The organism is Microbacterium sp. W4I20 (assembly GCF_030816505.1).
Lineage (GTDB): Bacteria > Actinomycetota > Actinomycetes > Actinomycetales > Microbacteriaceae > Microbacterium.
Window position 1 is genome coordinate 1,093,795 of sequence record NZ_JAUSYB010000001.1, and the last position, 13,707, is coordinate 1,107,501.

Sequence of the window (13,707 nt, forward strand, 5' to 3'; positions counted from 1 at the left end):
GCTGCCCGGAACTGTGCGCGGAGTCAGTCGCATCCCGAGCCCCTGGCGGGTTTGCGCCGTAACGATCGAGTATCGGCAGACGAGAGACGTTGTCGGCCCGACTACGGTCATGTTCATGCAAAAGCGCAGAGGACTCGCTGTTGCATCCACTGCGCTCGTCGGAGCGCTCGCCCTCGCGGGCTGTACCGCTACGCATCCCTCCGCTGTGCGAGTCAACTCCGATGGTTCCGTGGACTATGTCACCTGCGTACCCGACGCGGATGACTGGAACGCGTATTTCCACGCCGCAGAGGACGAAGATGACGCCCTTGAGCTGCAGCCGACCGAGGACCTCGTCGCCTCCGCCGAGGGGGTCGTGGTGCACTTCGCGGCCCCGGATCAGGACTGGGACTCCCTCACGGTCGGTGCGTCCTACTTCTCGTCCGTAAGGGTCCGCTCCGACAGCTTCACACCCGACGGGTGGCATTGGAACACAGATGAGTGGTTCCACACCCGCGGTCGCTGCTTGATCGAAGAGTGACCTCTGCCTCGATCTAGGACTGCGCGGAACCCCGCTCGCTGCTCTCGCACGCCGCAGTTCGTTCGGCATCCGTGCTGATGCAAGCGCCGTCCACCAAGGTTCGCTCGCCCACCGGCTCGCGAAGGGTGACGGTGACCGGCACCGCATCATTGCCCAAGCAGTTCGCGGCTCCGCTGCCTGTCGGCTCCGCGTCGATGCGGATCGTTACTCGATCCGCATCGTAGGTCACCACCGGAGCGAGCAGTTCGCCGGTCACCCCGTTCGCGCAGTCGAGACGGGTCACCTCTACCTCGAGAGTCGTGCTGTCCGACGTGACGCTGTCCGGGTCGATGAGCTGCCACGTCGCCGGCGCACCGGGCACCAGGGGCGCATCGCTGGGGTCGGGTGTGGCTGTCGTCGGAGGCGGTTGCGGCGCTGGAGCCGCCGCGCAACCGCTGAGGACGACGGATGCGACAAGGATGATCCCGAGCACGTCCCTCTGACGACCGTTCATGCCGACAACGGTACTTTCGCTCCGGACTGAAAGAAAGGGGTCGAGTCCACCCTTCGCCCGCTGCTGGGAACTGTGCGCGGAGTCAGTCGCGCACGGCGCGGAACGCGCGGGTCACGTAGGGAAGGTCGATCGTCCCGTCGCCGTGCAGGCCGAGCTCGTCGAAGAGTGCATCCATGTCGCGGCGGATGCGTGCCTTCTCCTCATCGGATGCCGTGATCACGTAGCTCCGAGACGCAGCCATGGCGTGCAGCAGTTCACGGGTGATCGGACGGTTCCACTCCCACCGCTCCTGCCCGAGCGGCCCGAACGGCGATGCGACGACCGGGTCGCCGGCGGCCAGCATGATCTCGGCATTGCTCCCGTGCATGATCTCGGTCAGTCGTCGCACCCACTCGACGCGCTCGTCACGGATGTTCCAGATGAGGCCGAGGACTCCCCCGCTCCGCACCACGCGTCCGATCTCGACGGATGCTGCAGCCGGATCCACCCAATGCCACGCCTGACCGAGCACGACCGCGTCGACACTGTCATCCGGCAGCGGCAGTTTTTCGGCCGTACCCACGAACGCGGGGACTCCGGGGACGGCCGTGCGCAACGTCGCGAGCATCTCCGGATCGGGGTCGACGGCGACGACTTCGGCGTCCGGCGCGCCGATCAGCGTGCGGGTGAGCTTGCCCGTCCCGGCCCCGACGTCCGCGATGCGGCGGGAGCCGTGCGGAAGCGCATCCAGCATCCAGGCGACGGCGTCGAAGGGGTACTCGGGGCGACCGACCTCGTAGCTGTGGGCCTGGACGCCGAAGGATGTCGCCTGCTCTTCCGTCATGTCGCCAGCCTACGGCGAGCCTCCGATCTGCCGCAGAAGTCGCGAGGGAGAGTGGACACGTGCCACTGGACTTCACTGCGATCGACTTCGAGACCGCGAACTCCAGCCCCGCCTCCGCCTGCTCCGTCGGACTCGTCCGCGTGCGCGGTGGCGAGGTCGTCGCCACCGCCGGATGGCTGATCCAGCCGCCTCCCGGGCATGACGAGTTCCAGGAGTGGAACGTGCGGATCCACGGCATCCAGCCGAGCGATGTCCTGTCGGCCGCGACCTGGGCCGAGCAGTTCGATCGGCTGTGCGACTTCGCCGGGGCCGACGTCCTCGTCGCGCACAACGCCGGATTCGACCTCAACGTGCTGCGTCGTGCCGCCGAGGTCACCGGCATGTCGTGCCCGCCGTACCGGTCGCTCTGCAGCCTCGCGGTCGCGCGCAAGACCTACCAGCTCGATTCGTATCGCCTGCCGAAGGCCGCAGCCGCCGCGGGATTCGCGGAGTTCCCGCACCACGACGCCCTGGCCGACGCCCGCGCGTGCGCGCACATCGTGATCGATGCAGCCCGACGCCTCGGGGCCTCCGACGTGTTCGCCCTGGCGGATGCCCTGCACGTGCGCGTGACCGAACCCGCCGCGCCCGCGCTGGAGCGCGCCGCACCGGCCCTGGAGCGCGCGGTCGCCTGAGTCCTCCCCCGCCAGAGCGGGGCGGCGCCGGAATGTCGGATGCCGGACGCATCATGGACACATGGATGCTCTGTCGCTCGTTCTGGTCCTCGCCGCACTCGCGGCGGGTGTCGCTGTGGGGTGGTTTCTGCGTGCCGGGCGCGGAGCGGCGGATCTCGCCCGAGCCGAAGCCGAACTGGCCGCCGCGCGCGATGACCGCGACCGACAGTACGACCTCTATCGCGACGCCGTCGAGCACGCCCGCACCGAGCAGCGTGCCGAAGCGCAGCGCGTGCAACAGCAGAACGCCGTGCTGACCGCGCTGGCCCCGGTACGCGAGAGCCTGCAGCAGATGCAGTCGAAGGTCACCGCCATCGAGCAGGAGCGGCAGGCGCAGTTCGGCACCCTCGCCGAGCAGCTGCGCCGGGCCCAGGAGTCCGATGAGGCTCTTCGCGCCACGACGGAGTCCCTCGCAGGAGCACTGCGCTCCACGTCGACCCGCGGCGTCTGGGGAGAGACCCAGCTGCGGCGGGTCGTCGAGGCCGCGGGACTCACGCGGCACGTCGACTTCGACCTCCAGTCCACGATCTCCTCCGACCGTGGCACAGGCCGTCCCGACATGGTCGTGCGCCTGGCCGGCGGCACCTCCATCGCCGTCGACGCCAAAGTTCCGCTCGATGCCTACCTCGAGGCCGCCGCACTGCCGGCCGGTGACGCGCACGAGGCCCAGAGGCGCGCGCACATGCAGCGGCACGTCAAGGCGGTCCGAGCCCATATCGACGCCCTCGCGAAGAAGGCCTATTGGTCGGGCCTCGACTCCAGCCCCGAGTTCGTGATCTGCTTCCTCCCGACCGAGTCGCTGCTCGCCGCGGCGATCGACGAAGACCCGACGCTGCTCGACTACGCCTTCAATCACCGCGTGGCCCTGGCCTCGCCCGTGAACCTCTGGGCGGTGCTGAAGACCGTGGCCTACACCTGGACACAGCAGGAGGTGTCGACCGAGGCGCGAACGCTGCTCAACCTCGGTACTCAGCTCTACGACCGACTCGGCACGCTCGCCGGTCACGCCGACGACCTGCGTCGCGCGCTGGAGCGCACGGTCGACAGCTACAACAAGTTCGCCGGTTCCCTCGAGACCCGGGTGTTGGTGACTGCCCGGCAGTTTCCTGGCATCGATGCCTCAGCGCTGGCGACCGCGCCGGTTGTCACGGCAGGAGTCACCCGGCGCTTCACCGCGCCGGAACTGATCAGCACCGAAAGCGATGGGTCGACCGACATACGCAGAGAGCATGAAGCCGACGCACCCACGGTTGCGAGAGCTGAGTCCGACGACACCGCACTGATCGCCGACGTCGGCGACGTCAGAGCGCGGTTGAACGAGGGCTAGGTCAGGCGACGCCGGGGACGCCGCTCAGCAGCAGGATCACCAGACCGCTGGTGGCGAGGAACGCGCCGATCATCCACCAGGCGCTGATCTCATGACCTTCGTCGAGACGCTTGCGAAAGAGCACGTCTGCGCGGCGGGCCGGGTCGCTGACGGCCGTGGGCGGGTTCGCTGCGGAAGGCGCCGGAGCGACCACTTCCGCGTCGGCGCTCACCCGGAGGATGCGCCCGGTATTGGTCGTGACGATCTTCGTCGGGGCGGCCTTGGAGCCACTCGTGTGCTGCGTTGTCATCTGTTCGCCCTCCTGCGCCTGCGGTGCCTGGCGGCTCCGTCGACGGCGACAAACCCAGTGACAATTGTGACACGGCACTCCGCAGAAGCGGGGATCGCGACGATTCGACCCGATACCGGGTCGGTAACGATGACCGCGCTCAGCCGTTCGTGCTGCGGCTCAGAGCCACTTGGAGACGAGGTGCTCCGACGCGATCCGGCGCAGCGTGCCCGAGGCACCACGCAGTACGACGCTCTCCGTGTAGACGAATCCACGCTCGCGGCGGACCCCGGCGACGAGCTGGCCGTCGGTCACGCCGGTCGCGACGAAGATCGTGTTCTTGCCCTGCACGAGATCGTCGGCCTCATACACCTTGTCCATGTCGAGCCCGGCGTCGATCCCGCGCTGGCGCTCGTCGTCATCCCGCGGCCAGAGAATGCCCTGGATGTGTCCGCCGAGCGCCTTGATGGCGCAGGCCGTGACGATGCCCTCCGGGCTGCCGCCGACGCCGACGCACATGTCGGTGCGCGCGTCGTGGCGGGCGGCGTTGATGCCGCCGGCGACATCGCCGTCGCTCATCAGGCGGGTGCCGGCACCCGCATCGCGGATGTCCTGGATCAGCTGCTCGTGGCGCGGACGGTTCAGCACGGAGACGACGATCTCGTCGACGGGCTTGCCGAGCGCTCCGGCGAGCTTGCGGATGTTCTCCCCGATGGGCAGACGGATGTCGACCACACCGACACCCGCGGGGCCGGTGACGAGCTTGTCCATGTAGAAGACGCTCGACGCATCGAGCATCGTGCCACGGTCGGACACCGCGATCACGGACAGGGCGTTCTGACGACCTGCTGCGGTGAGGGACGTGCCGTCGATCGGGTCGACCGCGATGTCGCAGAGCGGTCCCCGTCCGGTACCGACGATCTCGCCGTTGAAGAGCATGGGGGCGTTGTCCTTCTCGCCCTCGCCGATCACGACCCGCCCCTGGAAGTCGACGGTGCCGAGGAACGCACGCATCGCGTCGACGGCGGCCCCGTCGGCCGCCTCCTTCGCACCGCGTCCGATGAAGGGCACCGCGCGGATGGCAGCGGCCTCCGTGGAGCGCACCAACTCCATCGCGAGGTTGCGGTCGGGATGGAGCGGGCTCAGATCGGCTGTCAGACTCACCATGCGGCCAGCCTAGCCATCGAAGCACGCAAAGCACCGGGCTTTCGGCGGATATCCGATGAAGGAATCGCAGTTCTTAACAGAGGCGTAGGAGCACGCCCGGCTGTCGGGGCCTCTGCCCGCGGCATCCGCCCACGCACCCCGATAGAGTGACTGCTGTCCCGGCTTCCCCTAACGCAGGAGTTCTCATGCCCGTCGCCACCCCGGATCAGTACGCCGAAATGCTCGACCGCGCGAAGGCCGGCGGCTTCGCGTACCCCGCTTTCAACGTCTCCAGCTCGCAGACGATCAACTCCGTCCTCCAGGGCCTGACCGAGGCCGGCTCCGACGGCATCATCCAGGTCACGACGGGTGGCGCCGACTACTTCGCCGGCCACACCGTCAAGGCCCGCGCCACTGGCGCCCTCGCCTTCGCGCGCTTCGCCACCGAGGTCGCCAAGAACTATCCGGTGACCGTGGCGCTGCACACCGACCACTGCCCGAAGGATGCCCTCGCCGGCTTCGTCGAGCCGCTGATCTCCGCCTCTGAAGAAGAGGTCAAGGCCGGCCGCAACCCGATCTTCCAGTCCCACATGTGGGACGGCTCGGCCGTCCCCCTCGCGGAGAACATCGAGATCGCCAAGGACATCCTCCCCCGCATGAAGGCGATCAACGCCATCCTCGAGGTCGAGATCGGCGTCGTCGGCGGCGAAGAGGACGGCGTCGCACACGAGGGATCGAACGACGCTCTCTACACGACCTTCGCCGACGTCGACCAGGCCGTGCAGGCGCTGGGCCTCGGCGAGCAGGGGCGTTACATCGCCGCGCTCACCTTCGGCAACGTGCACGGCGTCTACAAGCCGGGTGGCGTGAAGCTCCGCCCCGAGCTCCTCGGCGAGATCCAGGAGCAGGTTGCCGCGAAGTACAACACCGGCGCGAAGCCCCTCGACCTCGTCTTCCACGGCGGCTCCGGCTCGACCGACGACGAGATCGCCCTCGCGGTGGCGAACGGCGTCATCAAGATGAACATCGACACCGACACGCAGTACGCCTACACCCGCGCGATCGCCGACTACATGTTCAAGAACTACGACGGCGTCCTGAAGGTCGACGGCGAGGTCGGCAACAAGAAGCAGTACGACCCTCGCGCCTGGGGCAAGATCGCGGAGACCGCGATGGCCGCCCGCGTCGTGCAGTCCACGCGTCAGCTGGGCTCGTACGGCCAGTCTCAGAGCTGAGTCAGCCGAAGCAAAGGGGTGTCCGGCCGATGGCCGGGCACCCCTTTCTGCTTGTGGCTCGCGGTGTCAGCGACCGATGTTCTCGAGATACGCCCCGAAGGCAGGATCCCCGAACATCGGCACCGTCAGGCAGATCGATGCGATCAACATCGTCACGACGGCGCCGACCAGAGGCACCCACCAGGTGATCTTGCCGCGGCGCAGCCGCCGGATCGACGCCCCCGCGGTGAGCGACCAGCCGACGATCAGGACGACGGCGGCGATCGTTCCCCAGAGCCTGCCCTGGCTGTAGTTCGTGAACTCTCCCTCGATCCCGAGGATCTTCATGGTGTCGTTCATCACCCTCGTGAGATCGAGGTAAGACAGCGCCGTGACGACCACGTTGACCAGGCCGTACGCGAGGAGACCGATCGTCACGAGCCGATCGACGGGACGCCGACGGGGCGCGGCGACGTCGGCCACGGGGGCGGCATTCATCGCGGCGGGCGGGGCGGCGGGAGGCGCGGGTGGCACGGGCGTGACCACGACCTCGTCCAGCGGCGGGAGGCCCGCCGCCCTCCGCTGTTCCTCGGGGGTCGCGAGTTCGCCGTACTGAGGACGCTGATCGGTCATCCCGCCATGCTAATCCGCCGGGCTCGGAGCGCTTCACAGCCTGCGACCTCAACGCTGAGGCATCCGGACCGGAAAATGATGGCGGCCCCGGAGAATTGGGGACTCCTCGGGGCCGCGGATTCTGAACGCTGGGGACGCTCGTCATCCAAGTGGGTTGCAGAAGGCTGGGGACCCTCCGCGAACCTGTAGTGCCGTTTGCACAGACGACTACATGTCCGATCATAGGAAAGCGGATGCCGCCGCACCAGAGCGGATTCTTCAGATAGTGAAATCGGGCTTCGAGGAGCCCGTGTCCCACGTGTCCGCGCCGAGTCGCAGCGAGAGCCGGCGTGCAGCGCTCTGCAGACTCGTCACCATCGCGCGATCCACGACCGCCTGATCCGTCGGGAGCGAGATGGCCAGCGAGGCCGTGATGTTCGGGGCGATCACCGGCACCGCGACGCACGTCGCGCCGATCGCGTACTCCTCCTGGTCGAGCACCCAGCCTCGAGAGCGATCGAGCTGCGTCAGCAGGGTCTTCCGGTCGCTGATCGTCCGAGGGGTGAGCTCCTCCAGCCGATGCCGCGACAGGTAGTCCAACCGATGCTCGTCGGAGAGCTCTGCCAGGATCTGCTTGCCGAGCGCGGTCGCATGTGCACTGGACTGCAGCCCCACCCAGAGTTCGACCCGCGGATTCTGCACCGCGTCGACGATGTCCACCAGATGCATCTCGCCGTCGTCGAAGCGGGAGAGGTACGCGGTGGCGCCGAGCTCCTCGGTCACGTCGCGGAGCGCGCCTCGGACGCGGGCGAGGAAGACGCCGCGGGAGTCGATCTGCTGCTGGAAAGAAGGGAATCGGGCACCCAGCACCAACCCGTCCGGCTCGGATGCCAGATACCCCTCGTGGATGAGGGTGCGCACCAGGTTGTACGTCGTCCCCGCCGTCAGCCCCGTGGCTGCGATCAGCATCTTCGCGGGAAGAGGCCGGGGCGAGTTGGCGACGATGTCGACGAGGCGGAGAGCGCGCTGCACCGACCCGATGAGGGTGGGTTCGGCTTCCGCCGCGTTCACCTTAGCCGCCGGCTCCTGAAGCGCGACCACCGAGAGCGCGCGCATCGCGCTGGCCCGCGGAGTCCTGGCGCAGCTCCTTCGGGAGAGAGAACATGAGATCCTCCTCCGCGGTCTTCACTTCTTCGACGTCCCGGTACCCGGCATCGCTGAGAGCGTCGAGGACCTCTCGGACGAGCACCTCGGGCACGGATGCCCCGCTCGTGACGCCGACGGTCTCCACGCCGTCGAGCCATTCCTGCCGGACCTCTTCGGCGTAGTCGACACGATACGCCGCCTTGGCGCCGTATTCGAGGGCCACTTCGACGAGGCGCACGCTGTTCGACGAGTTCGATGAACCGACGACGATCACCAGGTCCGCGTTCGCCGCGACCTTCTTGATCGCGACCTGACGGTTCTGGGTGGCGTAGCAGATGTCGTCGGACGGCGGGCTGTGCAGCTCCGGGAAACGCAGGCGCAGGCGATTCACCGTCTCCATGGTCTCGTCGACCGACAGCGTGGTCTGCGAGAGCCAGACGACCTTCGACGGGTCCTTCACCTGCACGGTGTCGGCTTCCTCCGGCGAGTTGACGACCGTCACATGCTCCGGCGCCTCGCCCGCGGTGCCCTCGACCTCTTCATGCCCCTCATGACCGATGAGGAGGATCTCGAAGTCGTCGCGTGCGAAGCGCACGGCCTCGCGGTGCACCTTCGTGACCAGCGGGCAGGTCGCGTCGATCGCATGCAGCCCTCGCTCGGATGCCGCGCTCACGACGGCCGGAGAGACTCCGTGCGCGCTGAAGACGACGTGCGCTCCAGCCGGCACCTCGTCGACTTCTTCGACGAAGATGGCGCCCTTGGCCTCGAGCTCGGTGACGACGTGGATGTTGTGCACGATCTGCTTGCGCACGTAGACCGGTGCGCCGTAGCGCTCGAGGGCCTTCTCCACCGCGACCACGGCACGGTCGACGCCCGCGCAGTAACCGCGCGGGGCGGCGAGCAGAATCCGCTTGTGTCCGACGATCGGGTTATCCTGAAGCCGCCCTGCCGCCGCGCGCACGCGTGGGATGCGAGGGACGGGGAGATGAACGGCAGTCGAAGTCACCCCTCGATTCTACCGGCGCACAGCTGGGGAAGGCCGGGAAGCCGCTGCGCGGCGCGACTGCACGGAACGGGAGCAGATGACAGTCTTCGAAGCGGCCGCGGGTCCGGGCGAGTCTCCGCCCGCCGACGCCGTCGCACCGCGCGACTCGACGTCCGCCGCACCCACGTCGGTGGCGCGGCTCAATGCGACCATCCGCGACTTCATCGCGCGGTGGAACACCGTCTGGGTCGAGGGCGAGATCACGTCCTGGAATCTGCGCGGGGGCAACGTCTTCGCCCGGCTGAAGGACACCCAGTCCGACTCTCAGATCTCGATCCGCGTGTGGTCGAGCGTCCGCGCGCGCATCCCGTCCGACCTCGGTGTGGGCGATCATGTGGTCGCCGCCGTGAAGGCCGACTACTTCGTCAAGTCCGGCGATTTCAGCTTCGCCGTCTCGGCGATGAAGCACGTCGGGCTCGGCGATCAGCTCGAGCGGCTCGAGAAGCTGCGCGCTCAGCTGCGTCAGGAGGGCCTGTTCGACCCCGCGCGCAAGAAGCGCCTCCCCTTCCTCCCGCACGTCGTCGGCCTGATCACGGGCGAACGGTCGGATGCCGAGAAGGATGTCCACCGCAACGCCGAGCTCCGCTGGCCGCAGGTGAGGTTCCGCACCGAGTACGCCGCCGTGCAGGGAGACCGCTGCGTGCCCGACACGCTCGCCGCCCTCCGGCGCCTCGACGCCGATCCCGAGGTCGACGTCATCATCATCGCCCGCGGTGGCGGCGACCCGCAGACCCTCCTCGGCTTCAGCGACGAACGACTGGTGAGGGCCGTGGCCGCGGCATCCACTCCCATCGTCAGTGCGATCGGTCATGAGAACGACCATCCGCTGCTCGACGATGTCGCCGACCTCCGCGCCTCGACGCCGACCGATGCCGCCAAACGCGTCGTGCCTGACGTGGGCGAGCAGCACGCGCTGATCGGGCAGCTACGTTCGCGCGCGACCACCCGTCTCACGCAGCGGCTGTCCCACGACATCGCACAGCTCGAACAGCTGCGGTCCCGACCGGTGCTGCGCTCCCCCGCGCCGATCATCGACGGGCGAGCGCAGGAGCTGTGGTTGCTGCTGTCGCGGGGCCGCGATTCACTCACGCGGCAGCTCGACACCGCCGGCCGACGCACCAGCGAGCTCCGGGCATCACTCCGTGCCCTGTCGCCCGCGGCGACCCTGGCCCGCGGCTATGCCATCGCGCACCTGGAAGGCGGCGTGATCCTGCGCGATGCGGCGGATGCACCGGCCGGCAGCGCCCTGACCATCACGGTCGAGCGGGGATCGGTGGCCGCCCGATCCGAGGGCGAGATCCCCGAGGGATCCTGAGACGGTCGCGTCCGACCCACGCCGTAAGATGGAGGAGTGAGCGCCCTGAACGACAACCCCGTCGAGACACTGTCGTTCGAGGCAGCCCGTGACGAACTCGTGAAGGTCGTCGCAGAGCTCGAACAGGGCTCTCCGACCCTCGAGCACTCGCTCGCCCTCTGGGAACGCGGCGAAGCCCTCGCGGCCCGCTGCGAGGAGTGGCTGCTCGGCGCGAAGCGCCGCCTCGAAGCCGCACGAGCCGCGGCATCCGATTCCGACGCCCCCGGCGGCGCCGCGTGAACAAGCGCGCTCCGATCGTCGCCGAGCTCGGACGCCCCGAGACGCCGGATGAGACCGCCGCGCGCAAGGCCGCCTCGAGCAAGGCCTACCGCGGCAGCCAGACGTTCCGGAACCTCATCGCGGCGCTCCTCGTCACTGTCGCGGTCGTCGCGGTCATCATCTTCGCGGTCCCCCGCGGCGAGCCGGCGAACGCACCGAAGGTCGATCTCGTGGGGATCTCCGAAAACGTCGAGTCGACGATGGAGCGTCCGGTCATCGTCCCCGACCTCGACGGGTTCTGGCGCGTCAACAAGGCGGAGTTGCAGAACGGCGCCACCCCGGTGTGGGAGGTCACGCTCGCCCCCGCCGCCGATGACGAGCGCGGGTTCCTCAAGCTCGCGCAGGCGTTCGACGCCGACTCGTCCTGGGCACCGCAGGTCTTGAACGGCATCGCCCCCACCGATTCGGTGCGGATCGGCGGGCTCGAATGGGACGTCTTCCAGCCGCGCAACGCCGATGCGAACGCCAACGTCACCTACGCGATCGGCACGCAGGCCGGCGACGACTACGTGCTGCTCTACGGCGCGCGCTCGGCCGATTCGACGGCCGAGCTCGCCGAGTCCCTCGTCCCGCAGATCCGCTCCCTCTCGGAGGCTCCATGACGAACACCCTGACTCCCGCCGCAGCCTGGCAGCAGATGCAGGAGGGGAACCGCCGGTTCGTGCGCGATGAGCCGCGGCATCCGAACCAGGACGTCGCGCGGCGCAAGGACCTCGAGGCGGCGCAGCATCCGGTCGCCACGCTGTTCGGCTGCTCGGACTCGCGCCTCGCCGCCGAGATCATCTTCGACCTCGGCCTCGGCGATCTGTTCGTCGTGCGCAACGCCGGTCAGGTGCTGGGCGAGTCGATCGTCGCGAGCCTCGAATACGCCGTCGCGGTGCTGGAGGTGCCGCTCATCGTCGTCCTCGCGCATGACTCCTGCGGCGCAGTGCGAGCCGCGATCGACGGCACAGCCATCGACGCCGCGCCGCTCCCCCCGCACATCTGGCGACTCATCGCCCCGATCGTCCCCGCCGCCCGCAAGGTGCTGGCCGAGAACGGCGGAACGACCGTCGCCGAGATCGACGCGGAACTCGTCGGCGCCGAGCACCTGCGCAACACCGTGAGCGACCTGCTGCAGTCGTCCGAACTGATCAGCAGCGCCGTCGCCGAGGGCCGTCTGGGCATCGTCGGCGCCAACTACCGTCTGTCCGAGGGCACCGCTGTGCCGGTGATCTCGGTCGGAATCGACACCGAGGGGGCAGCCCCCGCAACCAAGGAAGGTTCGGAATGACCGAGACTGAGTACCGCATCGAGCACGACACCATGGGCGAGGTGCGGGTGCCCGTGAACGCACTCTACGGCGCGCAGACGCAGCGCGCGGTGGAGAACTTCCCGATCTCGGGCAAGGGGCTGGAGTCGACGCAGATCGCCGCCCTCGCTCGCATCAAGAAGGCCGCCGCGCTCGCGAACAAGGAGCTCGGCACGCTGGACGGCGCGATCGCCGACGCCATCGCGCAGGCAGCAGACCAGGTCGCCTCCGGCGCGCACGACGGCGAGTTCCCCGTCGACACGTACCAGACCGGTTCGGGCACGTCGTCGAACATGAACATGAACGAGGTGCTCGCGACGCTCGCGACCCGCATCCTCGGTGCAGACGTGCACCCCAACGACCACGTGAACGCCTCGCAGTCGTCGAACGACGTGTTCCCGACCTCGGTGCACATCGCCGTCACCCAGGCGCTCATCGACACCCTCATCCCCTCGCTCGACCACCTCGCCGTGGCTCTCGAGGCGAAGGCCGAGCTGTGGAAGGATGCCGTCAAGTCCGGCCGCACGCACCTCATGGATGCCACGCCCGTCACGCTCGGCCAGGAGTTCGGTGGCTACGCCCGTCAGATGCGTCTGGGCATCGAGCGCGTGCAGTCGGCTCTCCCCCGTGTCGCCGAGGTTCCGCTGGGCGGCACGGCTGTGGGCACCGGCATCAACACCCCGCTCGGCTTCCCGCAGAAGGTCATCGCGCTGCTCGCGGCCGAGACCGAGCTGCCGATCACCGAGGCCAAGGACCACTTCGAGGCACAGGCCAACCGCGACGGGCTGGTCGAGGCCTCCGGGGCGCTGCGCACCATCGCGGTCTCGCTCACCAAGATCAACAACGACCTGCGGTGGATGGGCTCCGGTCCGAACACGGGTCTCGGCGAGCTCCACATCCCCGACCTGCAGCCCGGTTCGTCGATCATGCCCGGCAAGGTCAACCCGGTCGTCCCGGAGGCCGTGCTGATGGTCTGCGCCCGCGTGATCGGCAACGACGCGACGGTCGCCTGGGCCGGAGCATCCGGCTCCTTCGAGCTCAACGTCGCGATTCCCGTCATGGGCACGGCGCTGCTCGAGTCGATCCGCCTGCTGTCGAACGCCTCGCGCGTGCTGGCCGACAAGACGATCGACGGCCTGCAGGCGAACGTCGAGCGTGCCGCCGCGTTCGCCGGCATGAGCCCCTCGATCGTGACCCCGCTGAACAAGCTCATCGGATACGAGGCCGCGGCGAAGATCGCCAAGCACTCGGTCGCCCAGGGCATCACCGTGCGCGACGCCGTGATCGACCTCGGCTACGTCGAGCGCGGGGACCTCACGCTCGAGCAGCTCGACGAGAAGCTCGACCTGCTGTCGATGACCCACCCCGGCTGATCCGGCCGTGACAGACGGATGCCGCGGGGACCTCGGTCCCCGCGGCATCCGTCGTCTCCCGCCCCGCTCCCGGCTCCCGGTCCCCTGGCCCGGCTCCAGTCCC

The 13,707-nt window shown here is 68.6% G+C and carries 16 protein-coding genes; 9 read left to right on the forward strand and 7 right to left on the reverse strand.

Annotated elements, in window-relative coordinates:
• Positions 1-229 precede the first annotated feature (229 nt).
• Positions 230-520, forward strand: coding sequence for a hypothetical protein (locus QFZ21_RS05360; protein ID WP_307375156.1), 291 nt, complete (start codon positions 230-232; stop codon positions 518-520).
• Between the two features lie 13 nt (positions 521-533).
• On the opposite strand, the gene QFZ21_RS05365 is transcribed toward QFZ21_RS05360, so the two are convergent.
• Together QFZ21_RS05365 and QFZ21_RS05370 are read right to left on the reverse strand one after the other, a co-directional pair.
• Positions 534-1,013, reverse strand: a complete 480-nt coding sequence (locus QFZ21_RS05365) for a hypothetical protein (RefSeq protein ID WP_307375160.1) — start codon at positions 1,011-1,013, stop codon at positions 534-536.
• An 82-nt stretch (positions 1,014-1,095) separates the two neighbouring features.
• A complete protein-coding gene (locus QFZ21_RS05370; protein ID WP_307375162.1) occupies positions 1,096-1,836 on the reverse strand; it encodes a class I SAM-dependent methyltransferase in 741 nt (246 codons plus the stop codon).
• A gap of 59 nt (positions 1,837-1,895) precedes the next feature.
• On the opposite strand from QFZ21_RS05370, the gene QFZ21_RS05375 reads away from it, so the two are divergent.
• Positions 1,896-2,510, forward strand: a complete 615-nt coding sequence (locus tag QFZ21_RS05375) for a 3'-5' exonuclease (RefSeq protein ID WP_307375164.1) — start codon at positions 1,896-1,898, stop codon at positions 2,508-2,510.
• A 61-nt stretch (positions 2,511-2,571) separates the two neighbouring features.
• Positions 2,572-3,876: a DNA recombination protein RmuC gene (locus tag QFZ21_RS05380; protein WP_307375166.1), complete on the forward strand. Its 1,305-nt coding sequence runs from the start codon at positions 2,572-2,574 to the stop codon at positions 3,874-3,876.
• Position 3,877: 1 nt separating this feature from the next.
• Here QFZ21_RS05380 and QFZ21_RS05385 read toward each other — a convergent pair whose 3' ends face one another.
• Positions 3,878-4,165, reverse strand: a complete 288-nt coding sequence (locus tag QFZ21_RS05385) for a hypothetical protein (RefSeq protein ID WP_307375169.1) — start codon at positions 4,163-4,165, stop codon at positions 3,878-3,880.
• Positions 4,166-4,324: 159 nt separating this feature from the next.
• Positions 4,325-5,311 (reverse strand): class II fructose-bisphosphatase, encoded by a 987-nt coding sequence (glpX, locus tag QFZ21_RS05390; RefSeq protein ID WP_307375172.1) that lies wholly within the window; start codon positions 5,309-5,311, stop codon positions 4,325-4,327.
• Between the two features lie 185 nt (positions 5,312-5,496).
• Here glpX and fbaA point away from each other — a divergent pair, with 185 nt between their 5' ends.
• Positions 5,497-6,525, forward strand: a complete 1,029-nt coding sequence (gene fbaA, locus QFZ21_RS05395; protein ID WP_307375175.1) for a class II fructose-bisphosphate aldolase — start codon at positions 5,497-5,499, stop codon at positions 6,523-6,525.
• Between the two features lie 66 nt (positions 6,526-6,591).
• On the opposite strand, the gene QFZ21_RS05400 is transcribed toward fbaA, so the two are convergent.
• The 3 genes from QFZ21_RS05400 to QFZ21_RS05410 form a co-directional block, all read right to left on the reverse strand.
• Positions 6,592-7,137 carry a DUF6264 family protein gene (locus QFZ21_RS05400; protein ID WP_307375178.1) on the reverse strand — a complete coding sequence of 182 codons (546 nt, stop codon included), beginning with the start codon at positions 7,135-7,137 and terminating at the stop codon, positions 6,592-6,594.
• Between the two features lie 258 nt (positions 7,138-7,395).
• Positions 7,396-8,187: an IclR family transcriptional regulator gene (locus QFZ21_RS05405; protein WP_307375181.1), complete on the reverse strand. Its 792-nt coding sequence runs from the start codon at positions 8,185-8,187 to the stop codon at positions 7,396-7,398.
• A 1-nt stretch (position 8,188) separates the two neighbouring features.
• Complete coding sequence (locus tag QFZ21_RS05410; RefSeq protein WP_373426038.1) at positions 8,189-9,232, reverse strand: 4-hydroxy-3-methylbut-2-enyl diphosphate reductase; 1,044 nt, start codon at positions 9,230-9,232, stop codon at positions 8,189-8,191.
• A gap of 112 nt (positions 9,233-9,344) precedes the next feature.
• Between QFZ21_RS05410 and xseA the strand changes: the two genes are divergently transcribed.
• The 5 genes from xseA to QFZ21_RS05435 are packed head-to-tail and all read left to right on the forward strand — an operon-like array spanning position 9,345 to position 13,604.
• Positions 9,345-10,622, forward strand: a complete 1,278-nt coding sequence (xseA, locus tag QFZ21_RS05415; protein ID WP_307375188.1) for an exodeoxyribonuclease VII large subunit — start codon at positions 9,345-9,347, stop codon at positions 10,620-10,622.
• A 36-nt stretch (positions 10,623-10,658) separates the two neighbouring features.
• Positions 10,659-10,901 (forward strand): exodeoxyribonuclease VII small subunit, encoded by a 243-nt coding sequence (locus tag QFZ21_RS05420; protein WP_307375192.1) that lies wholly within the window; start codon positions 10,659-10,661, stop codon positions 10,899-10,901.
• Positions 10,898-11,542, forward strand: a complete 645-nt coding sequence (locus QFZ21_RS05425) for a DUF4245 family protein (RefSeq protein WP_307375194.1) — start codon at positions 10,898-10,900, stop codon at positions 11,540-11,542. The genes QFZ21_RS05420 and QFZ21_RS05425 overlap by 4 nt, the downstream gene beginning before the upstream one ends.
• Entirely contained in the window at positions 11,539-12,213 is a 675-nt protein-coding gene (locus QFZ21_RS05430) for a carbonic anhydrase (protein WP_307375197.1), read from the forward strand. Before QFZ21_RS05425 ends, QFZ21_RS05430 begins: the two co-directional genes overlap by 4 nt.
• Positions 12,210-13,604 carry an aspartate ammonia-lyase gene (locus tag QFZ21_RS05435; RefSeq protein ID WP_307375200.1) on the forward strand — a complete coding sequence of 465 codons (1,395 nt, stop codon included), beginning with the start codon at positions 12,210-12,212 and terminating at the stop codon, positions 13,602-13,604. The genes QFZ21_RS05430 and QFZ21_RS05435 overlap by 4 nt, the downstream gene beginning before the upstream one ends.
• Positions 13,605-13,707: the final 103 nt, after the last annotated feature.